Origin of the sequence: Actinospineispora spinosispora DSM 44797, assembly GCF_000429025.1 — a bacterium.
GTDB classification, from domain to species: domain Bacteria; phylum Actinomycetota; class Actinomycetes; order Mycobacteriales; family Pseudonocardiaceae; genus Pseudonocardia; species Pseudonocardia spinosispora.
This window is the reverse complement of the sequence record NZ_KE386833.1, coordinates 862,885-889,778: the sequence shown is the minus strand read 5'-3', so window position 1 is coordinate 889,778 and position 26,894 is coordinate 862,885. Positions and strand designations below refer to the sequence as shown.

Sequence of the window (26,894 nt, the reverse complement as noted above, 5' to 3'; positions counted from 1 at the left end):
ACACACATGGCACTGACCGGTGGCGACGTCCTGCTGGACCGCAGCCCGGACGGGCGGATCGCGTACCTGACGCTGTCCCACGGCAAGTACACCGTGGTGACCTGGGAGATGCGCGGGCTGGTCGCGCAGCGCTTCGCCGAGATCGACCGGGACCCGCAGGTGCGGGTCGTCGTGATACGCAGCGACGGCGAGCACTTCACCTCCGGTGGTGACATCGCGGGCTTCATGGAGGTCGATCCGATCGACTTCACCGACCTCGGGCACAACGTGACGGCGCCCGCCAGGAGCCCGAAGCCGGTGATCGCGGCGATCGACGGGTACTGCTTCGGCGTCGGTTGCGAGCTGGCGCTGTCCTGCGACATCCGGCTGGGCACCGGTCGCACGCAGTTCGCCTTGCCGGAGATGAACCTCGGCATGATTCCCGGCTCCGGCGGTACCCAACGACTGTCCCGACTGATCGGGTTGTCCCGCGCGAAGTTCCACATCATGACCGCGACCCGCATCCAGGCGCACCAGGCGCTGGACTGGGGCATCGTGGCGGCGTTGCACGACAGCCGGGACGAGCTGAACGCGGCGGTCGACGAGCTGGCCGCCACGATGGCCGACTTCTCCCCCGCCGCGCAGCGCACCGCCAAGGAGGTGCTCGACAAAGGCATCGACGGCCCGCTGTACACCGGCATCGACCTGGAACGCAAGGCCTACGCCATGCTCCGTGCCACCGATGACTTCGCCGAAGGTGTCTCGGCGTTCACCGAGAAGCGCAAGCCCACGTTCACCGGTCGCTGATGAAACCGGCGCCGTTCGCCTATGTCCGGCCGGGCTCGCTCGACGAGGTGCTTGGCTGCCTCGCAGATGGTGAGGGCAAGGTCATCGCGGGTGGCCAGTCGCTGGTCCCGGTGCTGGCCATGCGCCTGGGCAGACCGGCCACCCTGGTCGACATCAACTCGGTGAGCGCACTGAGCGAGCTGCGGCTGGCCGACGGCATGCTGCGGGTCGGCGCCACGGTCCGGCAGCGCACCCTGGAGCACAGTGCCGAGATCACGTCGGTGCCGATGCTCGCCATGGCGCTGCCGTTCGTCGGCCACCGTGAGCTGCGCAGCCGGGGCACCGTGTGCGGCAGCCTCGCGCACGCCGACCCGGCCGCCGAGCTGCCTGCCGTGGCCTGTTGTCTCGGTGCGCGGCTGCGGATAGCGGGGCCGGGTGGGCACCGCGAGGTCGCGGCCGCGGAGTTCTTCGCCGGTGCGATGACCACGGCGGTCGGGCCCGACGAGGTCCTCGTGGCCGCTGAGTTCCCGGTGGCGGAAGCAGGAACCGGCTTCGGTTTCGCCGAGCTCGCCCGGCGGCACGGCGACTTCGCGCTCGCCGGGGTGGCGGCGAGTGTGACGGTCGAACCGGACGGAACACCGCGCGATGCCCGGCTGACGGCCTTCGGGGTGTCGGACCGTCCGGTCAGCAGGGACGTGACCGCGCTGCTGACCACCGAGGGTGGCGACTGGCGGGACCTACGGCCCGCGTTGGAGGTTCTCGCCGAGGAGATCGTCGACACCGAAGGTGATGCGCACGGCTCCACCGGTTACCGGCGGCGGTTGCTGGCCGTGCTCGCCGCCCGCGAGCTGTCCTCGGCGCGCCGGAGGGCGGCAGCGGGGAAGGCTTCGTCATGAGCAGCGTCCCACCACCGCACGCCCGCGTCGAGGCGCACGAGCAGGTCGAGGTCGAGCTGACCGTGAACGGCTCGACGGTCACCGTCGCGGTGCCGCCGCGGATGCACCTCGCCGACGCGCTGCGCGACCGGATCGGGCTGACCGGCACTCACCTCGGGTGCGAGCACGGCGTGTGCGGAATGTGCACCGTGCTGGTCGACGGCGTCGCGGCGCGTGCGTGCCTGGTGTTCACGGTGCAGTGCGACGGTGCCGACATCGTCACCGTCGAGGGCCTGGGCTCGGCCGACGAGCAGCATCCGCTGCAGCGTGCGTTCGCCGCGCACCACGCTCTGCAGTGCGGGTTCTGCACGCCGGGCATGCTGATGAGCAGCTACGACCTGCTGGCCAACGGGCCGGCGGGCACGTCGGTCGCGCCGGCGGACCTACCCACCGAGATGTCCGGGGTGATCTGCCGGTGCACCGGGTACCGAGGCATCCTCGCCGCGGTCGCGGACGTCGCCGACGCGTACCCGGAGGGCCTGCCCGAGCCGAGGAACCGCACGCCTCGCACGCTGCTCGGCAGGGCCGGGCGGACGGGCTCCGGGGCCGGACCCACCGATGAGGAACCGGTCGCCGCACCGGCCGAGGTCCGGCTGCCCGCCGGTGCGCCGACCGCCGCGGTCGAGGTGCGCAGCAGGCTGTCCGCGCCGGTCGAGGCCGTGTGGCGGGTTCTGGACGACTTCGACCAGCTGGCCCGCTGCCTGCCGGGCGCGTCCCTGGTCGAGGTCCTGCCCGACGACCGCTACCGGGGACGCGCGGTCGTCGCGCTGGGACCGGTGAAGCTGTCCTTCGACGGCATCGCCCAGGTCGTGGACCGCGACGCCGACGAGCACCGGCTGAGGGTGCTCGCGCACGGCGCCGACTCCGGGGGCAGCGCCACCCAGGCCGACATCCGGCTGGCGGCCTCGCCCGACGGGGAGGGCACGCTGCTGAGCGCCGACGCCGCACTGTTCCTGTCCGGCCGGATCGCCCAGTTCGGGCGCGCGCTCGCCGGCGACGTCAGCAAGCGCATGTTCGAGCGGTTCGCCGCGTCGGTGGAGCATGCGGCCAACACCGGTGAGGCACCGCAACCGGCGGCCGCGCCCAACCCGATCCGGCTCTTGTTCAGCGCACTCCTCGACCGCCTCAGACGCAACAACGCCTGACCCGCCCCGGCCTCGGCTGTGCCCCCACGGTATGCGCGCGACACCGCGCACTGTGAGTCCACACCGCGCCATGTGCACATAGCGCGGTGTGGACACACGGTGCGCGGTGTCGGGATGAGACTCTGCGCGGAGACACGGGCGAGGTTCGTCGGACTGGTCGGGGTGGGCTGGTTGGATGGCGGGATGATCTCGGCCGACGTGTTCCGCGACCAGCCGGCCCTGGCCGGGGCCACCGTCCGGCTCGAGCCGCTGACACCGGCGGTGCTGGACGCCTACCTGCGCGGCCTGGACGATCCGGAGGTCATCCGGCTGACCGGAAGCCACGCCTCGGTCGGGCCCGACGTCATCGAGCACTGGCTGCGCACGCGCCGCGACCACCACGACCGCGCCGACTGGGCGATCATCCGGTGCCGGGACGGAGCGTTCCTCGGCGAAGCGGTGATCAACGATCTGGACACGGACAACCACAGCGCCAACTACCGCATCTGGCTCGCCGGGCCGGAGGTCTTCGGCCGCGGCTACGGGAGCGAGGCCACCCGGCTCGTCGTGGACTACGCACTGGACCACGTCGGGTTGCACCGGCTCAGCCTGGAGGTATTCGACCACAACCCCCGAGCCCGGCGGGCGTACGAGAAGTGCGGCTTCACCGTGGAGGGACGACTTCGCGATGCCTTGCTGTGGGAGGGGAAACGCCACGACGCCCTGGTCATGTCCGTCCTGAGGACCGACGCTCGTCCCGAATGACATGTGGTCACTCCTCGCACGGACGCGGCACCGCTCGCGCCTCCACGCTCGACGGCCTTCCGCAGGGCATGTTTCACGGCGGTAACCAGGCAGGCCGGCTGAGTGTGACTCGCGTGGCGACCCCGTGCAGCCTTCAGGTGGCGTGCTGATGGCGCTCGCGGTAGGTCCTGGTCTTGTGGCGGTTGCCGCAGACGTTCATGTCGCACCAGCGCCCCCGACCGCTGCGTGACGTGTCGTAGAAGGCCCACCGGCAGTCCGGTGCCGCGCAGAGCTTGATGCGTCGCCAGTCGCCCCGGCAGACAGCCACGGCGACGGTCTCGACGATGACGTCGAGCCACCGTCTCCCGGACCGGGAGGCGACCCGCAGTCCGTCGGGCCCGTCGGGCATGAGGTGCAGCGGGTAGGCCGCGAAAACGGTCGCGACATCGACGTCACCCGCCAACGACCGCCGCAAGGTCGTCCGGAAAGTGAGTGCGTCCGCCAGATCCGACTGTGCCCATTCCACGCCGGCATCAGCCAGGTCGCGGGTGGCCAGCCAGTCGGCGAGCGCACCCGGCGACGTCAGCTGCTCACCGCCGGCATGGATGTGGCCATGCCGGCTGAACGATCGCTCGTCGACGGTGTTGAGGAACTCCTCGATCAGGGTGAGCGCTGCCACGACACCACCATACCGTTTCACCGGTGTTGCACGTCACGCGACACCACTGTTAGATTTCTCCGGTGTCGACCGGCAGGAGGAGAAGCTGATGACCGACCCTCGACAGGTACTCGCGGTGTCCGACGCCGACCTCGACGACCTCCGCGCCCGGCTGCGCGCGACACGGTGGGCGAAGCCGTGGCCGGTCGACGCCTGGGAGGCCGGCACCGACGGCGGCGAGCTGCGCCGACTGGTCGACACCTGGGCGTCGACCTATGACTGGCGTGAGCACGAAGCGGCGATCAACGCGTTGCCCTCCCGGTTCGCCGATGTCGGCGGCACATCCGTCCACTACCTGCGCTTCGACGCCGAACGGGACGGCGCATTCCCGCTCCTGCTCGCCAACGGCTGGCCCAGCTCGTTCCTCGAGCTGACCGGTCTGGCCGAACGGCTGTCCACGCCGTCCCGATACGGCGGCAGCGCGCAGGATGGGTTCACCGTCATCGTCGCGTCCCTGCCGGGCTTCGGGCTGTCCCCGCAGCGGCCCACCCTGGGCGGGCCGCTGCTGACCCACGACATCTGGCACCGGCTCATGCACGACGTGCTCGGCTTCGAGCGATACGGTGCCCACGGGTCCGACATCGGCGCCGGCGAGTGCAGCCGGCTCGCACAGGCCTACCCGGAGTCGGTGGCGGGCGTCCATCTCCTTGACGTCGCCGACCCACCCAGCGTCGACCCGGCCGGGTTGACCGAGCCGGAACGTGTCTACCTCGACGCGGAGAAGGCCTGGTTCGACGCCGAGCGCGGCTACTCCCACCAGCAGGAGACGCGTCCACTCACCCTCGCGCAGGGACTGTCCGACTCACCCTCGGGACTGCTCGCCTGGATTCTGGAGAAGTACCGGGGGTGGAGCGACTGCGACGGCGACGTCTCCGTCCGGTTCGATGACGACTTCCTACTGACCCAGGCGTCCTTGTACTGGTTCACCGACACGATCTCGACGTCGCTGCGTCCCTACTACGAGCGCCATCACGGCTTCAGCCCCCGGGTGACGCGCGTCGAGGTACCGACCGCGGTCGCGGTCTTCCCCGCCGACCTCGGCGGCAGGCTGCCTCGCGGCTGGATCGAACGGACGCACAATCTCGCCCGCTACACCACCATGCCCCGAGGCGGCCATTTCGCCGCCCACGAGGAACCGGCCCTGCTGGCCGAGGACATCAGCGCGTTCTTCCACACACTGACCTGAGGGAGCGAACCTGTCCGGGTCAGGCGGTGCCGCTCAAGACGAGCTCGTAGCCGACGTCGGCGACCGCGCGGCACAGCGCCGCCCGGTCGATCGGCTGCTCGGTGGTCAGGCTCAGCTGTCCGGACGGCAGGTCGATGCTCACCTGGCGCACGTCGGACAACGACCGGACTCCCTCCACGACCGAGGCCACACAGTGCTGGCACGTCATGCCGACCACGGTTCCGACAGCGGTGAACGTCGCCTCGCTCATGTCCATTCCTCGCCTTGTTCCTCGACAGGGGTGCACCTCGCGCACACTCTGACCGGCGATACGTCGGTCAGCCGCATCGTCGCTCCGTACACATCGGTCGGGAGTCGTCCCGATCTGCGCCTGCTGTCCGCGTACGCACGCTTGATCTGGTCGGGAATCCGTCCCTGTGCACCGACGTACACACCGTTGAGCTGGGCCCAGTCACGGATGTCCCTGTTTCGCTGCTTGCCCTGGCCCACTGGCCGGGCATGTTCCTGCGTCGTCATCGCCATGCTCCACACGATCCGCAATCGGCCGACCGCGGCACCGAACAGGCAGAGCCCTCGCTCACGGATGGAATCCATGCCGCCATTCCTCGAAAGACCCGAGGAACTTTCAGACGCCGAGGGTCCGCTGCCGGATTTCAGCGCGGTTCCGGGAAACCCACGAATTCAGCGACAGCCCGAACATGCCGATGCGCAGGACCGCATGAGGTCGATGCACAGACAACGAGCCAGGAACACCATGACCGACACTAACCTCCGTCGCCGTGCACGGGAAAGTCAGTAAGCGAATGCCCTCGACGATCGAGCTACCCGCTGTGTCAGAAGCCGCACCGGCGGGGCACTCGACGTTAGCTCGACCAGGCCGGCCTGACCTGGCCAGCAACCCAGCGTAGCCATGGGACCGGTCGCGGGCGGTGGCCGTCGCGGCGTTCCACCTTCGGGTTAAACTTGACTGATTTGCTCAAGTTTAGCTCTCGGGACCCGTGCCTCGCCGCGCCGATGGTCCCCGGTGGCGGGGAACCAGGGACCGCCCTCGGCCGACTTGCACCGAGAACGCGCGACGGCACCCGGCACGGAGGCGAGTCCCATGTCCGAGACACTCGAACCCGCCCCCATCGAAGCTCCCGCCCGTCCCGAACCGCCGACTGTGTCCTCAGCACGGGGACATCGTGCTCGCCGGTTGTGGTCGAACCTGCGGCCGCTCGTGGTACGGCTGCACTTCTACGTGGGGTTGTTCGTCGGCCCGTTCATTCTGGTGGCGGCGGTCACCGGGCTGCTCTACACGATCACCCCGCAGCTGGACCGGTTCCTCTACGACGATGCGCTACACACCTCGGTGGGCGCGACCCGCCTCGACCTGCGGGACCAGGTGGCCGCCGCGGCGAAGGCCGTCCCGGGCGCCACCGTGACCGAGATCCGGCCGCCCATCTCCCCGGACGGGACCACCCGGGTCACCTTCGACGCCCCCGGAGTGGCACCGGACTTCGCCCGGACGGCGTTCGTCGACCCGTACACCGGCCAGGTCAAGGCGGTCCTGGACACCTTCGGCGAGTGGCTGCCGGCGCGGGCATGGATCGACGCGCTGCACCGCACTCTGCACCTGGGCGACGTGGGCCGGGGGTACTCCGAGCTGGCCGCGAGTTGGCTGTGGGTGTTGGCGGTGAGCGGGCTCGCGCTGTGGATCGTGCGACGCCGGGCCCGAAACCGGATACGCGGCCTGCTGCTGCCCGAGGGCTCGGCGCGAGGCCGCGTCCGCATCCGGTCCTGGCACGGCGCGGTCGGCGTCTGGATCGCCATCGGCATGCTCGGGCTGTCGGTCACCGGACTGACCTGGTCGAACTTCGCCGGCACCAACGTGGGTGCACTCCGCGCGGCGCTGCACTGGACCACACCGTCGGCCGCCACCCGGCTGCCGCCGACGGCCGCAGCGGTCCCGGCGAACCTCGAACCGGCCTCGGTCGGAGCCGTCGCCGACACCGTGCTCGCCGGTGCACGCGCTGCCGGCCTGATCGATCCGGTGGCGATCACCCCGGCGACCGCGACTGGCCGTGCGTGGCACGTGGCGCAGGTCAAGCGATCGTGGCCGCTGCGGCAGGACGCGGTGGCCGTCGACCCGGCGACCGGCGCCGTGGTCGACACGGTTCGCTGGCGGGACTGGCCGTTCATGGCCAAGGCGGCCGAGGTGGGCATCTCCGCCCACATGGGCATCCTGTTCGGTGTGGCGAACCAGGTCCTGCTGGTCGTGCTCGCGCTCGGCATCATCGGTGTCGTGCTCTGGGGCTACCGGATGTGGTGGCTGCGCAGGCCGACGGCGGGCGGCCGCGGCGCTCCCGGCGGGACGCAACGCCCCGGGATGGCCTCGATCGCCATCGTCGGAGCCGCCGCGATCGCACTCGGCGTCTTCTTCCCCGTCCTGGGTGCCTCGCTGGTCCTGTTCCTGGTGGGCGATCTCGTCTGGGATCGGCTCCGCGTCGCCGGTTCCCACCGTTGAGTGAAGACCTCCCCGAACAGCTCCGCTCGTCGCACGGCACCACCTCGTACTTCGGTGCGAAGCGGTCAGCCGAATACCTCGCGGCCGCGCGGCGGCTCGAAGAACTGCACACCGTGACTCGTCGCCGCCGCGGTCACCACATCGACGACGTCACGAACCATCTTGTCCGCGCGACCGGTCATCCACGCCACGACCAACTGGTTCCTGGGATACTCGGCCAACGGCACGTAGCTCACACCCGCCGCCGGGTAGAGCCGCGCCACGCTGCGGGGAAGGACACCGACAGCGCCTTCCCAAGCCACGCACTGCACGTATTCGGCGAGCGAGCTGACAACCGGCCCGGTCCGCTGTGGACGGCCATGGTCCGACACAGTCCCCGGTCTGCCGAGCCAGTACTCGCGCCACAACGGATCCGAATCGTGCGGAAGCTGGCACCAGAGGTGGTCTCGCAGCTCGCCGACCTCGATCTCGTCTCGCTCGACGAGACGGTCGTCCGATCGGAGCGCCGCGACCAACGGCTCGTCACCGATGGAACGCGTCGCGATACCTCGCGTGTCGAACGGTAGCCGCGTGACGGCAATATCACACTGCCCCGCCTGTATACCAGCGGCCGGGTTGGCTATTCCGAGCATTCGGACTCGTAGCGTGATTTCCGGATAAATCGCCTGTAACCGGTCCCGGAAATGCCCGCTGAGACCTACAACAAAGCTCGCGACCGCTTCCGACACGACCCCTACCGTGAGGATCCGGCGGCTCTCCGCCGACCGTGTCCGGGAGTGCGCCCGTTCGACCCTGTCCAGGATGTCACGGGCTTCCTCCAGCAGGATGCGCCCGGACTCGGTGAGCCGGATCGGCCGTACCGAGCGGTCCAGCAACGCACATCCCAGCTCCCGCTCGAGCTCCTGGATGCGTTGGCTCAGCGGGGGTTGTGACATCCGCAGCCGGGTCGCCGCCCGCCCGAAGCTGAGTTCTTCACCGACGGCGACGAAGTAACGCAGCTGTCTCAGGTCCACGACCAGGCATCATATCAGAATTGTTCCTCACCCCAGCAATTTGATATTTGCCCTCGGTGAAGCCACACGGTTTCATATCGAAATGGGATACCACGAACCCTCCGACATGAAATACATGGCGACTCTCAAGAAGTTGGCTCCGGTCGAGTTCGCGAAGTTCATGGAGTACCAGGAGGTGGTCTCGCGCGACGACGGCGCCATCCCGCGTCGTTATCGCGAGATGATCGCGATCGCTGTCGCCCTCACGACACAGTGCGCCTACTGCATCGACGTACACACAGCGGCCGCCCGCGAGCAGGGAGTGGGTTCGGACGAGCTCGCCGAGACCGCATTGATCGCGGGAGCCGTGCGAGGCGGGGGCGCGGTCGCTCACGGTCTCCTCGCCATGAAGCTGTACGACAGCAAGGACAACGGACACGCCTCGACGTGACCGGGCCGAGCCGCCCTCGCACGAGATCGACCCGCTGCCCGGTGGTCACCGGGCAGCGGCTCGGTCAGCGGAACTCGCGGTCGTGCACCTCGGCGATGTAGCCGCCCGGGAACTCGATCACCGCTTCGCGGCCCACCGGCCGGTCCACGGCGTAACCCGGACGCTCGCACCAACGCGCTGAGCGACCTTCGCCGCGGTGGCTCCGGTCGAGCCGATAATGGCCGGATGGACGAGTCGCGGGTCGGGGACATCAGCTTCGCCGACCTGGAGATGTTCCTCAGCTTCGCCCGGTTCGAGCATTTCGGGCGGGCGGCGGCCGAGCTCGAGGTGAGCGTCGCAACGGTCCAGCGCGGGGTGCGCGGGCTGGAGCGCAAGCTCGGGGTGGAACTGGTCGAGCAGGCCGGGCGGCGCGTCCGGCTGCGGCACGCCGGGCACGTGCTGGCCCGCGAGGCGCATCAGGTGCTGCGAGCCAGGCTGGATGCGGTGGACACCACCAGGGCGGAATCGGGCCGGCCGCATCGGCTGCTGCGCATCGCGCACACCTACTCGTTGGGCAACCACTTCGTGCCCTCCGTGCTGGCCGAGCTGGTGCACCGTCAGCCCGAGCTTCGGTTCCGCTGCCAGCAGAGCTCGGCGACCGACGCGGTGTCGGTCCTGCTGCGCGGGGAGGCCGACGTGGCGTTCACCTCCCTGTCCCCCGGCGACAGCAACGTGGTGCTGGAACCGCTGTTCACCGAGTCGCTGCTGCTCACCGTGCCCGCCGGTGATCCGATCGGCACCCGCGAGGCCGTCTCGCTGCGCGAGCTGCGGGCCCGACGGTTCGTCGCGATGGAGCTGGGGTCCAGCAGCCGCACCCACCTGGTGAACGCGTGTGCCCGAGCCGGGTTCGTCCCCCGGATCACCGTCGATTGCAGCGACCTCTTCGTGGTCGAGTCCATGGTCGGGGCCGGTCTCGGTGTCTCGGTGGTACCCCAGGGCATGGCCGATCACCCGAACCCCCGCGTGACCAGACTGCCCATCGACGATCCGGCCTCCTCCCGGACGGTGTTCCTCGCCTACTCACCCACCGGCGCGGCCCACCCCACCGTGCGCGAGCTGGCCGCCATCGCCCGCGAGCACGGCCGCGCCCGAGAGCAACCGTTGCACTGAGCGCAACGATTTCGGCGGTGACTGGCGTTGTTCGGGCTCGGGCCGTTGCTTAGCGTCCGAGCATGCCTTCGTCAGCGATCGCGGCCACCGCGACAACAGAGATGTGTTCAGGGGTGCTGGCGGCAGCGTCCGCCGGGCTGCCCGAACCGGTGTCGGCCGCCGCCGTTCGCAGCCTGCTGAACGTGGTGGGCACCTCGATCGGCGCTGCCCGGACGCCCGCGGTCGAGGCCTTGCTGAAGACCGCGGCCGGTCAGCGGATCACCGGGCCGATCCGGGTCCCGGGCCGGGTGGAGACCGTGGACGAGTACTGGGGCGCGATCATCGCCGGCACGGCGGCGCACCTCGACGACTTCGACGACACCCACCTCGCCACGGTGATCCACCCGGGTGCCTCGGTGCTCGCCACCCTGCTCGCGCTGGCGCCACAGGGCCGCCCAGGTACCGACTACCTCACCGCGTTCGCGCTGGGCTGCGAGGTACAGCTGCGAATCGGCAACGCGATCTCGCCGAACCACTACGACCGGGGTTGGCACATCACCGGCACCTGCGGTGTCTTCGGCGCCGCGGTCAGCTCCGGGTTGCTGCTCGGCCTGGACGCACCGGCGCTGGCCGCCGCGCTCTCGCTGGCCGCCACCATGACCGTCGGGCACCGCGAGGGCTTCGGCTCGATGACCAAGCCGCTACATCCCGGCAAGGCGGCCGCGAACGGCCTGCTCGCCGCCCGGCTCGCCGCGGCCGGGGTGACCGGTGAGGACGACCCGCTCGGTTCCGGCGGCGTGCTCACCGTGTTCGCCGACGCCATCGACGACGGGCAGCTCAACCACGGCTGGAGCCAGGACTGGGAGCTGGAACGCAACGCGTTCAAGCCCTATCCGTGCGGGATCGTGGCGCACCCGGCGATCGATGCCGCCGTCGCCGCCGCCGCCGAGGTAGGCGACGCGGCGGACGTCACCTCGGTGGAGATCACCTGCCACCCACTGGTGCCGGAGCTGATGGGGCGGCGCCAGCCGGAGGACGGGCTGCAGGCGCGGTTCAGCGCCTACCACGCCGCCGCCGTCGGTCTGGTGGACGGTCAGGTGGGGCTGCCCCAGTTCGGGGACGAGCGCGCCGTCGCACCGGAGATCGTGCGGCTGCGCGACCTGATCACCCTGGTGGCCACCCCGGACTGTCCGAGGGACGCCGCGACGCTGCGGGTGACCCGGGCCGGCCGCGAGCCGGTCGTCACCGTCGTCGAGCACGCCAGGGGCAGCCTGGCGCGCCCGCTGACCGACGAGGAGCTGTGGGACAAGGTCGACCGTCTGGTCGCCCCGGTACTCGGCGCCGGCGCCTGCGCCACCATCGAGGCCGCCGTGCGCGCGCTGCCCACCTCTGCCGACCTGAACGAGCTACTGAGCAGCATCACTCCGCACGACGGGAGCGCACTGTGAGCACGACCGACCAGCTGGTGGACCACGTCCGGACCGCCACGCCGTCCACCGCCGCCCTCGACCGGGCGCGGGACGAGCTGGCCCGCTTCCGGGCGGACGCGGAACGTGGCGCCGAACGGACCCTGGCGCCGGCCCTGCGCGGAGTGCTCGGCTCCGGATCGACGCCGCCGTGGCGGGCCTGGATCGCCGGTACCTCGGCCGCCGACGCCGGCTGCCCGGCCGAGTGGCTCGCGGTGTGTGCCGCCGCCACCTCACTGGACCCGGACGGCCAGCCGGACACAGCGGTCGCGCTCGGATACCAGGTGGCGGCAGGCACGGCGGCCGCGCTCGGCGCCGGCCACAGCACCGCCGGCTGGTGCGTGCACAGCACCGCCGGGGCCATCGGCGCGGTCGCCGCCGCCGGCCGGCTGCTCGGCCTCGAAGCACCGAGCCTGCGCGCCGCGTTCGGCATCTGCGCGACCCAGGCCGCCGGCATCACCTCGGCGGCCGGCACACCCGCTGGGTCCGTCCAGCTCGGCAAGGCCGCGGCCAACGCCGTGGAGGCCGCGCTGCTCGCCCGCGACGGGTTCACCTCGTCGGCGCAGCCGCTGGAGGGCAGGCGCGGCATGTTCGCACTGATGTCCCCCGCTCCCGACGAGACGGCGCTGCTCGCCGCGATCGGTCTCGCGCAGCCCGTCGAACAGCGCTGAACCACGATGCGCATCACCGAGATCGTGCTGGGAGTCGTGGTCGCCGCCCTCGGCGTCGGTGCGCTGACGGCCGCGGTGGGCCTGGACCGGTTCGGCGCGCACGGCGTGCCGGGACCCGGGTTCTTCCCCGACCTGCTCGCCGTGCTGCTCATCGTGCTCGGGCTGCTGCTCGCGCTGGTGAGCTTGCGGGCCAGGACGACCGGTCCGGCCATCGAGCCCGCGACCGAGGACCGGTTCGAAGTCGCCGGAGCGGTTCGCGCGGGGCGGGTCTGGCTGGGGTTCGTGGTCTCCATCCCGCTGCTGCTGGTGATCGGCTTCGTGCCCGCCATGGTTGCTCTGGTGGCCTACCTGGCGTTCGGCGTCGAACGGATCCGGGGCCTGCGCCCGCTGCTCGCCTCGGTCCTCATCCCGCTCGGGGTGTACCTGCTGTTCGTCTACCTGCTCGGGGTCGACCTGCCCGGTCCGGCGTTGCCCGGCTCGTCCTGAGCCCGCCCACCACTCCGGCTTCTGGTCTCAAGGGAGAGCCATGGGAGCGTTGCACAACCTGATCGACGGCTTCGGTGCCGCGCTCAGTCCGCTCAACCTGTTCTGGGTGGCGGTCGGCGTCGTGATCGGCACCCTGATCGGCATTCTGCCCGGTCTCGGGCCGCCCGCCACCCTGGCCATCCTGCTGCCGCTGACCACCAGCCTCCCGCCGGCCACCGGGTTGATCATGATGGCGGGTATCTACCACGGTGCGAAGTTCGCCGGTTCCACCACCGCGATCCTGCTCAACATCCCGACCGAGCCGTCCTCGGTGGTGCTGTGCATCGACGGGCACCAGCTGGCCAAGCAGGGGCGCGCCGGGCCCGCGATGGGCATGTCCGCGATCTCCGGGTTCATCGCCAGCACCGTCGGGGTCGTCGCGCTGACCTTCGCCGCGCCGTTCGTGGCGAACCTCGCGGTGGACTTCGGCCCGCCCGAGTACGCCGCACTGATGGTCTTCGCGCTGCTCCTGGTGATCATGATGGCCAGCGAGTCGCCGCTGAAGGGCTTCATCTCGATGACGCTCGGCCTGCTGATGTCGACGATCGGGGTGGACATCTTCTCCGGCCAGCAGCGCCTGACCTTCGGCAGCACGGCGCTGTCGGACGGAATCGAGTTCATCACGCTCAGCGTCGGGCTGTTCGCGGTCGCCGAGGTGCTGTTGAACACCGAGAAGGCGATGGGCAGGCCGCTGTTCGAGGTACCGACCACGGTGCGCGCGCTCCTGCCGAGCATGGCCGACCTGAAACGCTGCCGAGGCGCCATCGCGCAGGGCTCGATCCTCGGCTTCCTCGTCGGCGCGCTGCCCGGCGGCGGCTCGACGGTCGCCTCGTTCCTGTCCTACACGCTGGTCAAGCGCACGTCGCGGACGCCGGAACGGTTCGGCAAGGGCGCCATCGAAGGAGTCGCCGCGCCGGAGGCCGCGAACAACTCGGAGTCCGGCGGCGCGATGATCCCGTTGCTCAGCCTCGGTCTGCCGGGCACCGCGAGCACCGCGGTGATGCTGGCCGCGCTGCTGCTGTACGGCCTGCAGCCCGGGCCGCTGCTGTTCACCGATCATCCGGAGATCGGCTGGCCGGTGATCGCCAGCCTGTACATCGGAAACGTCGCGCTGCTGATCCTGAACCTGCCGATGATCCCGGTCTGGGTGAAGGTGCTCAAGATCCCCTACTGGGCCCTCTATCCCGCGATCCTGGTGCTCGCGGTGGTCGGCGTGTACAGCGTGCGCAGCTCCGCCTTCGACATCGGCCTGCTCGCGTTCTTCGGCCTGCTCGGTTACGCGATGCGCAAGCTCGGCGTGCCCTCGGCGCCGATGCTGATGGCGTTCGTGCTCGGCCCGCTGGCGGAGAACGCGGTACGTCAGTCGCTCGTGCTGTCCCGGGACAACCCGCTGATCTTCGTCCAACGACCGATCTCGGCGGTCATCCTGGCCGTCGCGGTCCTCGTCGCACTCGCGGTGGCCGTCAGCGGTGGGCGACGCCGCTTCCGGGCCGCCCCACCCGTGCCCGAACCCGCCGGCCAAGACCGTGGCCGCTAGATGGACCTGATCAGGAGGAGCCCGATGGTGACCACCGCGCGGCTGGCCATGGCGTTCGCCGTGACCGCGCTCGCCCTGACCAGCTGCGGAATAGCGCCGCACCGCAGTGCCAACGGCATACCCAGCCGCACCGACGTGGTGGTGCACACCGGGCCGGGCGGTGGCAGCGACGTGTTCGCGCGCCAGGTGGTGAAGCTGCTCCAGCAGACCAAGCTGATGAACACGAACTGGTCGGTGCGCAACCAGACCGAGGGCTCGGGCATCGGCGCCATGTCCTACCTGCGCGGCCGCAGGGGTCGAGACGACTCGATCGCCGCGATCACGCCGACCTGGCTGGTCACGCCGTTGACGTTGAAGAACAGCGCCGTGTCCATCAGCGATGTGCAGCCGGTCGCCGGGCTGCTCGTCGAACCGCAGCTGATGGCGGTGCGGGCGGACTCGCCCTACCGGACCGCGGCGGACTTCATCGACGCCGCGCGCGACCAGCCCGACCGGCTGGTGCAGGTCGGCGGTTCGATCACCGCGACCGACTCGCTGTCCGGCAAGGCGATGCAGGCACAGACCGGCGCGAACTGGAGCTACCTGTCCTTCTCCGACAGCGGCCAGCGAATCGCCTCTCTGCTGCGCGGTGACGCACAGATGATGATCGGCGCCTCGAACGACTTCGTCGAGCAGGTCAGGGCCGGGAAGATTCGGGTCATCGCGGCCGCCGGAGACCGCCGGGTGCCGACGTTTCCTCAGATCGCCACGTTGCGGGAACAGGGACTGCCCATCACCGGGCTCCCGGAGGAGTTCCGCGGCTTCGTCGGTCCGCCCGGCATCCCGCCCGCCGCGCTGGCCCACTACCAGGATCTCTTCAAGAAACTCGTGACCACCCCTGAGTGGACCGCCTACGCCGAGGAGAACGGCGACGTCACCGAGTACCAGGATGCGGCACGGTTCGGCGCGTTCCTCGACGCCCAGCGCGGCTCGCTCACCACGTTGGTCCGGCAGCTGAAGCTGGGCCCCCAATGAACGGCGGCACCATGAACGGCACGACCCAACCGGGTGCCACCCGGCGCCTGGCCCGGTTCGTCACCGAGCTGAGCAGGGACGCCGTCCCGGAGCCGGTGTGGCACGAGGCCAAGCGAGCGCTGGTGGACTGGCTCGCGGCCACTCTCGCGGGCGCGGGCGAAGCGGACACCGACGCGGTGTGCCGGACGGCCGCCCGGCTCGCGCCCGGCACGCAGGCCACCGTGGTGGGCCGACGCGAACGCACCACGGCGCCGTTCGCCGCACTGATCAACGGCTTCGCCTCACACCTGCAGGACTACGACGACACCTTCAACCCCGGCGACACGACGGTGCACGGCAGCGGTCCGGTGTGGCCGGTCGTGTTCGCGCTCGCCGAACTGGGGCCAGTCACCGGTACCCAGGCCCTTCTGGCGTTCGTCGCCGGTTTCGAGGTGGAGACCAGGGTCGGGCAGGCAGCGGGAGCGGGCCACTACGAGGTGGGCTGGCACGTCACCGGGACCACCGGCCACCTCGGTGCCGCTGCCGCCGCAGCCCGGCTGCTGGGTCTGGACGAGCTGCGCTGCGCCTACGCCCTGGGGACCTCGGGCACCCAGGCCGCCGGTCTGAAGGAGGTGTACGGCACGAACGGCAAGGCGCTGCACCCGGGCAAGGCGGCGATGGACGGACTGCTGTCCGGGCTGCTCGCCGACGAGGGCTTCACCTCGGCCACCACGATCCTGGAGGGTGAGCGCGGTTTCCTGCGGGTGCTCGCCCCGGACCCGGACCCCCGCTTGCTCGTCACAGAGCTCGGAACACGATGGAACCTGCCGGCGAACGGGTACAAGGCCTACCCCAGCGGCTCGCTGACCCATCCCACCATCGACGCGCTGCGCGAGCTGCGGGAGCGCCATCCGTTCAGGCCATCGGACGTGGAGTCGGTACGGGCCACCGTGCACCCGTACGCGGCGACGGTGACCGGCAAGGTCGATCCCCGGACCGGGCTGGACGCCAAGTTCAGCCTCACCCACGGCGCCGCGGTGGCGCTGCTCGCGGCACGCCCCGGCCTGACGCACTTCACCGACGCGGGCGCCACCGACCCGGCCACCGCGCGGATGCGCGACCGGATCGCCGTGGTGGTGGACGAGGCGATGAGCAAGCGTGGCGCGCGGGTCACCGTCACCCTGCACGACGGTCGCACGCTGCGCGCCGAGGTCGCCAACAACCGGGGCACCCCGGACAACCCGCTGTCCGACGACGAGCTGACCGCGAAGTTCGCCGACGTGGCCGGGCCGTGCCTGGGCACCGAGGCCGCGTCGGCGCTGGTGACGCGGTGTTGGGAGGCCGACCGGCTCGACGACTTCGGCTCCCTGGTCCGGGCGTGCGCCCAGGTCCCGGCGTGAACGGCGAGGACCGGTCCCGGACCGGCGCCCTCGTCTCCGGCGATGCGGGGATCGCGGTGGTCACCGGCGGGGCGCGCAACCTGGGCAGGGCGATCGCGCTCGCGCTGGCCGGGGCCGGGTTCGGCGTCGTGGTCAACACCCGCGCCGACCTGGCCGCCGCCGAGCAGGTCGCCTCGGCCGCCCGTGAGCTGGGCGTACCGGCCAGGGCGGTGCGGGCGGACGTCACCGACCCCGCCGAGGTCGCGGCCATGATGACGGTCGCGGCCGAGCTGGGTCCGCTGCGGGTGGTGGTGAACAACGCGGCGCTGCGCACCCGGGTGCCGGTGGGCGAGCTGACGATCGCCGACTGGCGTGCGGTCCACGCGGTGATCCTGGACGGCGCGTTCCACTGTGTGCAGGCCGCTCTGCCCGCGTTACGCGCAGCCGGGCACGGTCGGATCCTCTCGATCCTCGGCGCGAACGCGCTGCGCGGCGACCCTGGCCGGGTACACGTGTCCGCCGCCAAGCACGGGTTGGTCGGCATGACCAAGGCACTGGCCGCCGCGTGCGCCCCGGACGGCATCACCGCCAACGCGGTGTCGCCCGGCCGGATCAACGACCCCGACCCGGCCGAGGAACGGCGACACCGGGACCGTTTGGCAGCCCTGGTGACGTTCCTGGCCTCCCCCGCCGCCGCCGAGATCACCGGCCAGCTCATCGAGTCCGGCCCACCCCCTGGCTGACTTCGCACACCCGGCCTTCACCGCGCAACCTGTTCGCAGTGCACGTGGGGTATGCGACGTCGCCCGGGAGCTTCAGGTGGGCAGCAGCACCTGCTTACCTCGCGCGTGGCCGCTCTCGACGAGGGCCAGTGCCTCACCGGCCTCGGTGAGTGGACGGACATCCGTGACGAAGGGGTCGAGCTGGTTCTCGGCAACCAGCTTCGCCAGCGCCGTCAGGACCGCGGTGGTGCGTTCCCGAACGACCTCGCGGCCGCCGAGTTCCTTCGCCAATGGCTTGTCGGCGACCGAGAACAGCCGGTCCGCCGGTACGAGTTCGGCGACCGCCCGCAGCGCATCCCCGCCGACCAGGTCGAGCGCCCCATCGACCCCGTCCGGTGCAACCGACCGGATCCGCTCGACGACACCTTCGCCATAGGCGACCGGTACCGCGCCGAAGCCGGCGACGAGATCGTGCTTTCCCTGGCTGGCCGTGCCGATCACCCGAAGCCCCCGCAGTCGCGCCAGCTGCAGCATCGGGATGCCGACACCGCCTCCCGCTCCGTTGACCAGCAGTGTCGAGCCGGCGTCGAGTGCGAGCTGGTCCAGTGCGTCGTACGCGGTGCCCGCGGCGACCGGAAGAACCGCTGCCGCCTCCGGGCTCACCGCCTCGGGACGGTGTGCCGCGAACGACGCGGTCACGATCGCCTGCTCGGCCCAGCCACCGATCATGCCGGGGCAGCCGCCGAACACCTCGTCGCCGGGCGCGAACCCTGTCACGCCGTCGCCGAGCGTCAGCACCGTGCCGGCGACCTCACGTCCCAGTACGGCGGGCCCGTCCGTTCCGTACTCGCCGTCGCGCACGCGCCAGTCACCCGGGTTGACCCCGGCCGCACGTACCCGCACCAGGAGCTCTCCCGTCCCCGGCACCGGGACCGGGACGTCCAGAAAGCCTTCCTGCTCCGGCCCGCCGGCCCGGACGAACCCATAACCTCGCACGCGCCACTCCCCTCGCTCGCCTTCACAGTCTTCCCCAGCTCGCACTGAGCACGACTTCGCGGTGTGGACGCGGTGCGGGTCAGTGGGAGAAGAGCGGGACCACCTTGATCAGCAACTGCCAGACGCCCCACAGGAACGGGATGAGGACCCACAGCCAGGCGATCACCCCGACCACGGTGTCCGAAGCCTGACCGCCGGCCGGTTGTGCGGTGCCGTCGCTCATCACGCCGCCTCTCGATCCGCCACCGCGACGGTGGACGGCTCCTGGAACTTCGCCGCCACCGGCTTGATCAACTCGTTGCACACGAAGCCGACCACCAGTAGCCCGATCATGATGCGGAAGGACAGGTGGTACAGCGCGGTCCCGGACAGCCCGGCGGCCTTCTGCTCGTCCGCGATGAAGTCCACGATGAACGGCCCGGCGACGCCCGCGACCGACCATGCGGTGAGCAGCCGACCGTGGATGGCGCCGACCTCGTACGTGCCGAACAGGTCCCGCAGGTACGCCGGCACGGTGGCGAAGCCTGCCCCGTAGAACGACAGGATCAGCATGGCGCAGATCAGGAACACCGCCTTGCTGGAGTTCCCGGCCAGCTCCAGCACGAGGTACAGGATCGCGCCGACACCCAGGTAGAAGCGGTAGATGTTCTTGCGACCGATCACGTCGGACACCGAGGACCAGACGAACCGACCCAGCATGTTCGCCAGCGACAGGATCGACACGAAGCCCGCCGCGATCGCGGTGAGTGTCTTCGCGGGTGTGTCACCCCGGAAGAAGTCCTGGTAGATCGGGGCGGCCCGCTCCAGGATGCCGATCCCGGCGGTCACGTTGAAGCACAGCACCACCCACAGCAGCCAGAACTGCGGCGTCTTCACCGCGTTGGCCGCCGACACGTTCGCCGTGGTGACCAGCGGCTTCGCCCTGACCGACGCGGGATCCCAGCCGGCGGGACGCCAGTCGTCGGCGGGCACCCGGATCAGCAGCCAGCCCAGCGACATGAACACCGCATAGCCGATGCCGTGCAGCAGGAACGTCTGGGCCAGCCCGCCGGGGCTCTTGCTGCCACCGAAGGCGGTGAGCATCGCGCTGGACCACGGCGAGGCGATCAGCGCGCCGCCACCGAAGCCCATGATCGCCAGCCCGGTGGCCATGCCCGGCTTGTCCGGGAACCATTTGATCAGGGTGGACACCGGCGAGATGTAGCCGATGCCCAGCCCGATGCCGCCGACGAAGCCGTAGCCGAGCACCACCAGCCAGAACTGACCCAGCGCCACACCGGCGGCGGCGATCAGGAATCCGGCCGAGAAGCAGACAGTGGCGATGACCATCGCCCAGCGCGGGCCCTTGTGGTCGACCTTGGTGCCGAACAGCGCCGCCGAGACGCCGAGCATCACGATGGCGAGGTTGAACGGCAGTCCGCTCAGCGTGCCCGCGTACTTGCTGCCCTGCAGCAACGTGGCGCCCAGCGGGTCCTTGAACACGCTCCACGCGTAGGCCTGACCGATGGACAGATGGATCGCCAGTGCCGCCGGTGGAATCAGCCAGCGGCTGCGTCCTGGTGGAGCGACGATCCGTGCTCGGTCGAGGAAACCTGTTTCGGCCATCCAGGCCGCCCCCTTCCGGCGCCCAGCGCCGATGCATTTGTCCCGAAAGTTAGGAGGACCGTCCGAGGCGTGCAACCCGAACTCCTGTCCCAGGAGTCACCAGTCGTCACGCCGACGGTCATCACTGCACGTCAACAGCCGATCACACAGAGAAATCGGCTGAGGAACGCTCAGGTAAGGATCAGGGTTCGAGGCCCGAGCCGATCCCGGTGAGCGCCCGAACCTCCATCTCCGCCTGCTTGCCGTCGGACGGTTCGCGCTTGCTGAGCATGGTGGCGACGAAACCGCACAGGAACGAGAACGGGATCGAGACGATGCCGGGGTTGCTCAGCGGGAAGACGTGGAAGTCCACGCCCTTGATGATCGAGTCCTTCGCCCCGGACATCACCGGGGAGCCCAGGATCAGCAGCAGGCAGGAGCCGAGCCCGCCGTAGATGCTGGCCAGCGCGCCCGCCGTGGTGAACCGCTTCCAGAACAAGGAGTAGAGCAGGGTCGACAGGTTCGCCGACGCGGCCAGCGCCAACGCGAGCGCGACCAGGAACGCCACGTTGCGGCCGTTGACCAGGATGCCGCCCAGGATGGCCAGCGCGCCCATCACCAGCGCGGTCAGCCGTGCTACCCGCACCTCCCTGCGCGGATCGGCGTTGCCGCGCTTGATGATGCTGGAGTACACGTCGTGGGCGAAGGACACCGACGCGGTCAGCGTCAACCCGGCCACCACCGCGAGGATCGTGGCGAAGGCGACCGCGGACACCAGACCGAGCAGCACCGGCCCGCCGATCGCGTAAGCCAGCAGCGGAGCCGCCGAGTTCTCGCCACCGGGCGCCGCGACGATCGCGGTCGAGCCGACCAGCGCGGTGGCGCTGTAGCCCACGATCAGCGTGCACGAGTAGAAGATGACCATGCTCCAGATCGCCCACACCAGCGAACGACGGACCTGGCGGGCGTTGGGCACCGTGTAGAACCGCATCAACACGTGCGGCAGGCTGCAGATACCCAGCACCAGGGCCAGCGCCAGCGACACGAAGTCGAGCGGGTCGCTGCCGTACAGCGTGCCCGGGCCCAGGATCGCGGTACCCAGCGAGTTGTGGGTGGTGGCCTGACCCAGGATCGTCGACAGGTTGAAGCCGAACCGGCCCAGCAGGTACACGGTGATCAGCATCATGCACAGCAGCAGCAGCGCGGCCTTGATGATCTGCACCCAGGTCGTGCCCTTCATGCCGCCGAGCAGCACGTAGACGATCATCAGCGCGCCCACCACGGCGATGGCGATCGCCTGTCCGGACTTACTGGTGACGTTCAGCAGCAGGGCGACGAGGCCACCCGCGCCGGCGACCTGAGCGAGCAGGTAGACGTAGGAGATGATCAACGTGGAGGCCGCGGCGGCGACCCGGACCGGACGCTGGCGCAGCCGGTAGGCGACCACGTCACCCATCGTGAAGCGGCCTGTGTTGCGCAGCATCTCGGCGATCAGCAGCAGGCCGACCAGCCAGGCGACCACCCAGCCGACCGAGTACACGAAACCGTCGTAGCCGTGCACCGCGATGGCGCCCGCGATACCGAGGAATGACGCCGCGGACAGGAAGTCGCCCGACAGCGCGATGCCGTTCTGCCCGCCGGTGAACTGGCCGCCGGCTGTGTAGTAATTGCTCACACTCGAATTGCCGGTGCTCACCCGGTGCACCACGTACAGCGTGATCAGGACGAACCCGACGAAAAGCGACAGGTTGAAGATCGGTTTGCTCGCCACGGGACTCGCGCCCGCCGCCAGTAATAATTCGGTCGACGTGCTCACGCGATCCCCTCCTCGAGCTCCCGAACCTGCTCGCTCGCCGGATCGAGAGTGTTCCTGGCATAGCGGCAGTAGGCGAACATGATCAATACCGTCGTGACGAATTGCGCCAGGCCGAGCAACATCCCCATGTTGATCAATCCGAGTACCGGGCGGCTCATGAAGTCGTGCGCATAGGCCGCGAGCAGCACGAACGTCATGTACCAGGCCATGAACAGAATGCTGAGCGGAAAGATGAACCGGCGTTGCTTGCGACGCAACGACAGGAAAGCCGGCTCTTGGCCGATCCGGACGAAATCGAGCCCCCCGTGTTCCTGCTGCCCGGACCTGCCGAAAAGTGTTTCCTCGGTGACCACGGCACCACCCACGCTGTGCCTGCCGTGCCCCTCGTTCACCTGCGTCACATGCCCCTCCGAACCCACCCCTGATGTCCCCCGTGGACGCCAGCGCGTGTGACAGTGGCGGCTCTCCAGGCGCGCCACAGTCACGTTCTGTTGCCACAGTGACCGCGGGGGCCACTGTTTTATCGCCGCACGACACGCTAACCCGAGGTGTTTCCACCCAACGCTGTCGGGTCCTATTCTGAGAGTTTCTCGTTAGGTTCGATCCTCACCCATTCAGGCCACTTGACTGCATCGAACGTGGACTCTCGGCGCCGCATTCAGCCTGGTCAAGTCAGCCTGATCGCCTTCGCTGCCCACCCATTCCCGGACGGCTCGACAACGCTGTAATCACGACGCCGGACAGGCGCGCATTAACCGAGCCTTTACTGAGAATTCCCTCAGTTATTCAAGGCGACTCCCAGCCTTCGGACCACTTCCCGCGGCCTCGCACACCGTCATGTCCCGTCGCACACGTCCGGACGTGTGCGAGGCAGCACGAACGGGTGCGGAGTGCGTCATCGAGCCCCACCGGTCCCGTCCGTACCGCGGCAGCCACGAGAGGCCAGGACGGGTCCGCTGACCGAACCGACGGGCTGTCACAACGCGGAGCGCCGATCGTAGTATCGCCGCCTCCCGCTCGGACCGGCCAGATAGATGTGCAGGTCAACTGCCGTTTGTGTTCAATGACAGGGGTCCAACCATGTCGGCTCTCCCACCACCGATCCACCAGCCGAGGCGCGCGGTGTTCGCAGGCTGGCTGGGCACCGCCCTGGAGTACTACGACTTCGCGATCTACGGGTCCGCCGCGTCGGTGCTGTTCGCCAAGATCTTCTTCCCCTCGGCCGATCCCGTGGTCGGCACACTGGTCTCGCTGTCGACGTTCGGCGTCGGGTACGTGGCTCGCCCGCTGGGCGGGCTCCTGTTCGGTCATTTCGGCGACCGGGTCGGACGCAGGTCGATTCTCGTGATGACGTTGACCATGATGGGCATCGCGACCACCGCGATCGGGCTGCTGCCGACGTACGGGCAGATCGGCGTCGCCGCGCCCGTCCTGCTCGTGATCCTCCGGATCGTCCAGGGCATCTCGCTGGGTGGTGAGTACAGCGGTGCCGTACTGATGACGATCGAGCACGCGGAACCGCGCAGGCGCGGGCTGTCCGGCGGCCTGCTGAACACCGGCACCGCGGTCGGCCTGATTCTCGCGAACGCGGTCTTCCTCCTGGTGACACGGCTGCCGCAGGACCAGCTGTTGTCGTGGGGCTGGAGGATTCCGTTCCTGCTCAGCGCCCTGCTGGTGATCGTCGGGCTGGTGGTCCGCCTGAAGCTGCGGGAGAGCCCCGACTTCGTGCACGTCAAGGTCGAGGGGTCCGTCCGCAGGCTCCCGCTGGTCGACGTGCTGCGCCGCTGCTGGCTGCAGGTGGTCCTGGTGACGCTGGGGACCGTCGGTGCCGGGATCGCGTTCACCGTGACGACGGTGTTCGTGCTGACCTACGGTCAGGTCGCGTTGGGCATGAGCACGCCGGCGATGCTGGGTGTGCTGCTGCCCGGGGCACTGGCGATCGTGGTGTGTGTGCCGCTGTGGGGTGTACTGGCGGATCGCATCGGGGTACGTCCGGTGTTCCTGATCGGTGCGGCGGCGATGATCCCGCTGCCCTTCGTGTGGTTCGTCCTGCTGGACACGAAGAGCTACGGGCTGATGCTGCTGGGCTTCGTGGTGTTGTACGCGGGATATTCGGCCAACTATGCGGTGTACCCGCTGTTCTTCTCACAGGCGTTCCCGATCTCGGTGCGGTTCAGCGGGATGTCGATCGGGTTCACGCTCGGCACCATCGCGGGTAACGCGTTCGCGCCGGCCATCGGCGCTTCGCTGCTCGAGTCGACGGGTGGATGGCAGGCGATCGCGGTCTACATGGCTGCGGCCGCGTTGATCTCCCTGGTCGCCGGTTGCTTCCTGCGCCCGGCGGACGCGCGGCCGGCCGAACGGCTCGCCGCGAGGGGAACCTCGACGGCCATCCGATGAGGGTCGGGCTGCGGATACCGCCCTGCGTGCCGTTGCCGGAGCTGGTCGCACACGTCCGGGACGCGGAGCGGGCGGGATTCGACGAGGTGTGGTTCCCCGACTCGCAGCTGCTGTGGCGGGATGTGTTCGCGGTGGCCGCGGCCGCGGGTGGGGCCACCTCGCGGATCACGCTCGGCACCGCCGTCACCAACATGGTCACCCGGCACCCCACCGTCGTCGCGTCGGCGGCACGTACCGTCGCCGAGGTCGCTCCGGGCCGGTTCGTGCTCGGTGTCGGAGTCGGGGACAGCTCGGTCAGGCCCGTGGGCCTGGCGCCGTCTTCCCAGACCGAGCTGCGCGCACGGCTCGGTGTGCTCCGGGGCCTGCTGGCGGGCCGCGAGGTCGATTTCGGCACCGTGACCGGACGGCTGCGCGATCCGGTGCGGGTACCCATCCACCTGGCCGCCAGCGGTCCCCGGAACCTGCGGCTCGCCGGGCGGATCGCCGACGGCGCCATCCTGCTGTCCGGCGTCTCACCGGAACCACTCGCCGCCGCGACCGCGCTCGTCCGCGAGGGCGCGGAGGCCGAGTGCCGCGCTCCGATACCCCTGACGGTGACCGCGTACTGCCGCGTGACCGACGACGTCGAGCGTGATGCACGAGAGCTGAAGCCGATCTGCCTGGCCATCGCCGGCAACGGCGGTAGCGCGTTCCTCGAGGCCGCGGGGATCCACGTCCGGGTTCCCTCCCGGCTGCCCGAGGTTTATCCCGATCTCGTGCACGCCGAGTCATGGACGGCGGCGATCGACGCCTGCGAACCCCACGTGGACGATGCCGCCGTCACCGCCTTCGCCCGCCGGTTCTGTCTGTTCGGCACCGCCGAGCAGATCGCGGAACGGGTGGCTCGGGTGGAGGCGGCCGGCGTCGGCTCGGTGCTGTTGCAGCACGTCGGCTCCTACGACCTGCCCCACCGGCTCCTGGCAGATTTCAGCGACCAGGTACTGCCGCTGCTTCGACGCTGAAGCTCGGGGAACATCGGGAACGGTGGCCGGCGGCGGGCTCAGAAGCTGTAGCGCAGGACGGCGGTGCCCCTGCGGGACAACGCGGTGCTGTGGGCCGCCAACCTGGTCCACACGCGCAGCGCCGTCGGGTAGTCGGCGACCTCCGGCGCTCGGGTGAGCAGGATTTCCTCGACCAGGGTCAGGCGCGGGTCCCAGCGCTGCGGCTCGTGAGGATCGTCGAAGCCGGGGTTGGCGACCACGTCGGCGAGAGACGCGGTGCCGCTGTAGCGCTTCAACACCCAGACGTGGAATCGGGTGTAGGCGTTGAAAGCCAGTTCCCCGCCGGGGAAATGACCGGTCAGCCGGTTGAGCAGGGACACGAAGGCGTCCTGGGCCAGGAATGCGACCAGGCCGTCGGCGACGATCACCGCCGGCCTGTCCGTCGGGACGCCGTCCAGCCAATGCGGGTCGGTCAACGAGGCACCGATGGTGTGGACGTTGTCCCGTGCGGGCACGACCTGGTGCCGCACCGCGACGACCTCGGGGAAGTCGATGTCGTACCAGTCGACCGTGGACGGTGGGTCGACGCGGAAGAATCTGCTGTCCAGGCCCGCCCCGAGGTCCAGGACGACCGCGTTCGGGTGGCGCGCGACGAACCGCTCCACGACCTCGTCCAGCTTCTTCGCCCGCAACGCGATGTCGCGCATACCCTTCGCCGCGAACGGCAGCGTCGCGGGATCGAATCCGATCTTGTGGAGGATCTGGTCGGCCATCACGTCCGCGAGGATGGGACGCTCCGCGCGGCTGTCGAGCGCCCTGCCGCACAACGTCAGGAACAGACTGTCCTGCACCGGCGTGAAGGCCGGAAGGGCCGTGCCCATGAATGATCCTTTCCGTGATCATGAAAGTGCGTTCGGATAGAGGAAAGCTACGTTGCATTGCACACATAGTCAACATCACTAAACGGCTCTGAACTGCAGCTATAAGCAGTTATTGCAATGACTGAGGAGAGTGCAACGCGTCGCGAACGTTGCACTTGAAATCTCGGAGACGCACACTGGGCCCATGCCCGGCAACCGTCTCAGCCAACAGGATCGACAGCACGTCTCCGCCGGGCTCGCGGCCGGCCTCAGCTACGCCGAGATCGCCGCGCGGCTCGGGCGCCCGACCTCGACGATCAGCCGTGAGGTCGCGCGCAACGGAGGCCGTGGTGCCTACCGGGCCGACCACGCACACCTGGCCACCACCCAGCGTGCACACCGAATCCACCGCGCCC

Annotated in this window: 27 protein-coding genes and 1 pseudogene; 18 read left to right on the top strand and 10 right to left on the bottom strand. The window is 69.8% G+C overall.

The window, feature by feature from the left end; all coding sequences use genetic code 11:
* Positions 1-6 precede the first annotated feature (6 nt).
* From G406_RS0127840 to G406_RS0127825, 4 genes are all read left to right on the top strand, one after another.
* Entirely contained in the window at positions 7-786 is a 780-nt protein-coding gene (locus G406_RS0127840; RefSeq protein ID WP_028936304.1) for an enoyl-CoA hydratase/isomerase family protein, read from the top strand.
* Positions 786-1,661, top strand: a complete 876-nt coding sequence (locus G406_RS0127835; protein WP_028936303.1) for an FAD binding domain-containing protein — start codon at positions 786-788, stop codon at positions 1,659-1,661. Before G406_RS0127840 ends, G406_RS0127835 begins: the two co-directional genes overlap by 1 nt.
* A complete protein-coding gene (locus G406_RS50375) occupies positions 1,658-2,845 on the top strand; it encodes a xanthine dehydrogenase family Fe-S subunit (protein WP_051342765.1) in 1,188 nt (395 codons plus the stop codon). Before G406_RS0127835 ends, G406_RS50375 begins: the two co-directional genes overlap by 4 nt.
* A gap of 114 nt (positions 2,846-2,959) precedes the next feature.
* The gene (locus G406_RS0127825; protein WP_245607233.1) at positions 2,960-3,589 is read left to right on the top strand and encodes a GNAT family N-acetyltransferase; all 630 of its coding nucleotides are present in this window, start codon (positions 2,960-2,962) and stop codon (positions 3,587-3,589) included.
* Between the two features lie 133 nt (positions 3,590-3,722).
* On the opposite strand, the gene G406_RS0127820 is transcribed toward G406_RS0127825, so the two are convergent.
* The gene (locus G406_RS0127820; RefSeq protein ID WP_028936301.1) at positions 3,723-4,247 is read right to left on the bottom strand and encodes a CGNR zinc finger domain-containing protein; all 525 of its coding nucleotides are present in this window, start codon (positions 4,245-4,247) and stop codon (positions 3,723-3,725) included.
* Between the two features lie 88 nt (positions 4,248-4,335).
* Between G406_RS0127820 and G406_RS0127815 the strand changes: the two genes are divergently transcribed.
* Entirely contained in the window at positions 4,336-5,472 is a 1,137-nt protein-coding gene (locus G406_RS0127815; RefSeq protein WP_028936300.1) for an epoxide hydrolase family protein, read from the top strand.
* 19 nt (positions 5,473-5,491) lie between these two features.
* Here the strand turns inward: G406_RS0127815 and G406_RS0127810 are convergent, their stop codons facing one another.
* Together G406_RS0127810 and G406_RS0127805 are read right to left on the bottom strand one after the other, a co-directional pair.
* The gene (locus tag G406_RS0127810; protein WP_028936299.1) at positions 5,492-5,722 is read right to left on the bottom strand and encodes a heavy-metal-associated domain-containing protein; all 231 of its coding nucleotides are present in this window, start codon (positions 5,720-5,722) and stop codon (positions 5,492-5,494) included.
* Positions 5,719-6,066: an Lsr2 family DNA-binding protein gene (locus tag G406_RS0127805; protein WP_028936298.1), complete on the bottom strand. Its 348-nt coding sequence runs from the start codon at positions 6,064-6,066 to the stop codon at positions 5,719-5,721. The genes G406_RS0127810 and G406_RS0127805 overlap by 4 nt, the downstream gene beginning before the upstream one ends.
* Positions 6,067-6,574: 508 nt before the next feature.
* On the opposite strand from G406_RS0127805, the gene G406_RS50370 reads away from it, so the two are divergent.
* A complete protein-coding gene (locus G406_RS50370; protein ID WP_064743042.1) occupies positions 6,575-7,978 on the top strand; it encodes a PepSY-associated TM helix domain-containing protein in 1,404 nt (467 codons plus the stop codon).
* Positions 7,979-8,043: 65 nt separating this feature from the next.
* Here G406_RS50370 and G406_RS58530 read toward each other — a convergent pair whose 3' ends face one another.
* Entirely contained in the window at positions 8,044-8,991 is a 948-nt protein-coding gene (locus G406_RS58530) for a LysR family transcriptional regulator (RefSeq protein ID WP_051342764.1), read from the bottom strand.
* 115 nt (positions 8,992-9,106) lie between these two features.
* On the opposite strand from G406_RS58530, the gene G406_RS0127790 reads away from it, so the two are divergent.
* The 9 genes from G406_RS0127790 to G406_RS0127745 all read left to right on the top strand — a co-directional run bounded on the left by G406_RS0127790 (position 9,107) and on the right by G406_RS0127745 (position 17,863).
* Positions 9,107-9,421, top strand: a complete 315-nt coding sequence (locus G406_RS0127790) for a carboxymuconolactone decarboxylase family protein (RefSeq protein ID WP_211241265.1) — start codon at positions 9,107-9,109, stop codon at positions 9,419-9,421.
* Between the two features lie 225 nt (positions 9,422-9,646).
* Positions 9,647-10,570: a LysR substrate-binding domain-containing protein gene (locus G406_RS0127780; protein WP_028936296.1), complete on the top strand. Its 924-nt coding sequence runs from the start codon at positions 9,647-9,649 to the stop codon at positions 10,568-10,570.
* Between the two features lie 62 nt (positions 10,571-10,632).
* Positions 10,633-11,997, top strand: coding sequence for an MmgE/PrpD family protein (locus G406_RS0127775; RefSeq protein WP_211241264.1), 1,365 nt, complete (start codon positions 10,633-10,635; stop codon positions 11,995-11,997).
* Positions 11,994-12,686 (top strand): MmgE/PrpD family protein, encoded by a 693-nt coding sequence (locus G406_RS54620; RefSeq protein ID WP_051342763.1) that lies wholly within the window; start codon positions 11,994-11,996, stop codon positions 12,684-12,686. The genes G406_RS0127775 and G406_RS54620 overlap by 4 nt, the downstream gene beginning before the upstream one ends.
* Before the next feature lie 6 nt (positions 12,687-12,692).
* A complete protein-coding gene (locus G406_RS0127765; protein WP_028936294.1) occupies positions 12,693-13,172 on the top strand; it encodes a tripartite tricarboxylate transporter TctB family protein in 480 nt (159 codons plus the stop codon).
* A 40-nt stretch (positions 13,173-13,212) separates the two neighbouring features.
* Positions 13,213-14,748 (top strand): tripartite tricarboxylate transporter permease, encoded by a 1,536-nt coding sequence (locus G406_RS50355; RefSeq protein ID WP_051342762.1) that lies wholly within the window; start codon positions 13,213-13,215, stop codon positions 14,746-14,748.
* Positions 14,749-14,772: 24 nt separating this feature from the next.
* Positions 14,773-15,762, top strand: a complete 990-nt coding sequence (locus tag G406_RS0127755) for a Bug family tripartite tricarboxylate transporter substrate binding protein (RefSeq protein WP_169736798.1) — start codon at positions 14,773-14,775, stop codon at positions 15,760-15,762.
* Positions 15,759-17,141, top strand: coding sequence for an MmgE/PrpD family protein (locus G406_RS0127750; RefSeq protein WP_028936292.1), 1,383 nt, complete (start codon positions 15,759-15,761; stop codon positions 17,139-17,141). Before G406_RS0127755 ends, G406_RS0127750 begins: the two co-directional genes overlap by 4 nt.
* Positions 17,138-17,863, top strand: a complete 726-nt coding sequence (locus G406_RS0127745; RefSeq protein ID WP_084216459.1) for an SDR family NAD(P)-dependent oxidoreductase — start codon at positions 17,138-17,140, stop codon at positions 17,861-17,863. The genes G406_RS0127750 and G406_RS0127745 overlap by 4 nt, the downstream gene beginning before the upstream one ends.
* Positions 17,864-17,935: 72 nt before the next feature.
* Here the strand turns inward: G406_RS0127745 and G406_RS0127740 are convergent, their stop codons facing one another.
* From G406_RS0127740 to G406_RS50350, 5 genes are all read right to left on the bottom strand, one after another.
* Positions 17,936-18,838, bottom strand: coding sequence for an NADP-dependent oxidoreductase (locus tag G406_RS0127740; protein WP_028936290.1), 903 nt, complete (start codon positions 18,836-18,838; stop codon positions 17,936-17,938).
* A gap of 79 nt (positions 18,839-18,917) precedes the next feature.
* A complete protein-coding gene (locus G406_RS57925; protein ID WP_169736797.1) occupies positions 18,918-19,061 on the bottom strand; it encodes an MFS transporter small subunit in 144 nt (47 codons plus the stop codon).
* A complete protein-coding gene (locus G406_RS0127730; RefSeq protein ID WP_028936289.1) occupies positions 19,061-20,443 on the bottom strand; it encodes an OFA family MFS transporter in 1,383 nt (460 codons plus the stop codon). Before G406_RS0127730 ends, G406_RS57925 begins: the two co-directional genes overlap by 1 nt.
* A gap of 181 nt (positions 20,444-20,624) precedes the next feature.
* Entirely contained in the window at positions 20,625-22,193 is a 1,569-nt protein-coding gene (locus G406_RS0127725; RefSeq protein WP_425414635.1) for a solute symporter family protein, read from the bottom strand.
* Positions 22,194-22,234: 41 nt separating this feature from the next.
* Positions 22,235-22,639 (bottom strand): DUF485 domain-containing protein, encoded by a 405-nt coding sequence (locus G406_RS50350; RefSeq protein WP_156935196.1) that lies wholly within the window; start codon positions 22,637-22,639, stop codon positions 22,235-22,237.
* 679 nt (positions 22,640-23,318) lie between these two features.
* On the opposite strand from G406_RS50350, the gene G406_RS50345 reads away from it, so the two are divergent.
* Complete coding sequence (locus G406_RS50345) at positions 23,319-24,638, top strand: MFS transporter (protein ID WP_051342760.1); 1,320 nt, start codon at positions 23,319-23,321, stop codon at positions 24,636-24,638.
* A complete protein-coding gene (locus G406_RS0127710; RefSeq protein WP_028936287.1) occupies positions 24,635-25,639 on the top strand; it encodes an LLM class flavin-dependent oxidoreductase in 1,005 nt (334 codons plus the stop codon). Before G406_RS50345 ends, G406_RS0127710 begins: the two co-directional genes overlap by 4 nt.
* 38 nt (positions 25,640-25,677) lie before the next feature.
* On the opposite strand, the gene G406_RS0127705 is transcribed toward G406_RS0127710, so the two are convergent.
* Complete coding sequence (locus tag G406_RS0127705; protein WP_028936286.1) at positions 25,678-26,499, bottom strand: class I SAM-dependent methyltransferase; 822 nt, start codon at positions 26,497-26,499, stop codon at positions 25,678-25,680.
* Positions 26,500-26,683: 184 nt separating this feature from the next.
* On the opposite strand from G406_RS0127705, the pseudogene G406_RS59860 reads away from it, so the two are divergent.
* Positions 26,684-26,881, top strand: a pseudogene (locus G406_RS59860) (helix-turn-helix domain-containing protein); the annotation flags it as partial.
* Positions 26,882-26,894: the final 13 nt, after the last annotated feature.

What these genes read in the sequence shown, in the direction of transcription:
- G406_RS0127840 (WP_028936304.1), top strand. Translation starts at nt 7, where the DNA reads ATGGCACTGACCGGTGGCGACGTCCTGCTGGACCGCAGCCCGGACGGG.
- G406_RS50355 (WP_051342762.1), top strand. Translation starts at nt 13,213, where the DNA reads ATGGGAGCGTTGCACAACCTGATCGACGGCTTCGGTGCCGCGCTCAGT.
- G406_RS0127825 (WP_245607233.1), top strand. Translation starts at nt 2,960, where the DNA reads ATGAGACTCTGCGCGGAGACACGGGCGAGGTTCGTCGGACTGGTCGGG.
- G406_RS0127780 (WP_028936296.1), top strand. Translation starts at nt 9,647, where the DNA reads ATGGACGAGTCGCGGGTCGGGGACATCAGCTTCGCCGACCTGGAGATG.
- G406_RS0127810 (WP_028936299.1), bottom strand. Translation starts at nt 5,722, where the DNA reads ATGAGCGAGGCGACGTTCACCGCTGTCGGAACCGTGGTCGGCATGACG.
- G406_RS0127815 (WP_028936300.1), top strand. Translation starts at nt 4,336, where the DNA reads ATGACCGACCCTCGACAGGTACTCGCGGTGTCCGACGCCGACCTCGAC.
- G406_RS50375 (WP_051342765.1), top strand. Translation starts at nt 1,658, where the DNA reads ATGAGCAGCGTCCCACCACCGCACGCCCGCGTCGAGGCGCACGAGCAG.
- G406_RS50345 (WP_051342760.1), top strand. Translation starts at nt 23,319, where the DNA reads ATGTCGGCTCTCCCACCACCGATCCACCAGCCGAGGCGCGCGGTGTTC.
- G406_RS50370 (WP_064743042.1), top strand. Translation starts at nt 6,575, where the DNA reads ATGTCCGAGACACTCGAACCCGCCCCCATCGAAGCTCCCGCCCGTCCC.
- G406_RS0127750 (WP_028936292.1), top strand. Translation starts at nt 15,759, where the DNA reads ATGAACGGCGGCACCATGAACGGCACGACCCAACCGGGTGCCACCCGG.
- G406_RS0127730 (WP_028936289.1), bottom strand. Translation starts at nt 20,443, where the DNA reads ATGGCCGAAACAGGTTTCCTCGACCGAGCACGGATCGTCGCTCCACCA.
- G406_RS57925 (WP_169736797.1), bottom strand. Translation starts at nt 19,061, where the DNA reads ATGAGCGACGGCACCGCACAACCGGCCGGCGGTCAGGCTTCGGACACC.
- G406_RS0127790 (WP_211241265.1), top strand. Translation starts at nt 9,107, where the DNA reads ATGGCGACTCTCAAGAAGTTGGCTCCGGTCGAGTTCGCGAAGTTCATG.
- G406_RS0127835 (WP_028936303.1), top strand. Translation starts at nt 786, where the DNA reads ATGAAACCGGCGCCGTTCGCCTATGTCCGGCCGGGCTCGCTCGACGAG.
- G406_RS0127755 (WP_169736798.1), top strand. Translation starts at nt 14,773, where the DNA reads ATGGTGACCACCGCGCGGCTGGCCATGGCGTTCGCCGTGACCGCGCTC.
- G406_RS0127765 (WP_028936294.1), top strand. Translation starts at nt 12,693, where the DNA reads ATGCGCATCACCGAGATCGTGCTGGGAGTCGTGGTCGCCGCCCTCGGC.
- G406_RS0127805 (WP_028936298.1), bottom strand. Translation starts at nt 6,066, where the DNA reads ATGGATTCCATCCGTGAGCGAGGGCTCTGCCTGTTCGGTGCCGCGGTC.
- G406_RS0127775 (WP_211241264.1), top strand. Translation starts at nt 10,633, where the DNA reads ATGCCTTCGTCAGCGATCGCGGCCACCGCGACAACAGAGATGTGTTCA.
- G406_RS0127710 (WP_028936287.1), top strand. Translation starts at nt 24,635, where the DNA reads ATGAGGGTCGGGCTGCGGATACCGCCCTGCGTGCCGTTGCCGGAGCTG.
- G406_RS0127705 (WP_028936286.1), bottom strand. Translation starts at nt 26,499, where the DNA reads ATGGGCACGGCCCTTCCGGCCTTCACGCCGGTGCAGGACAGTCTGTTC.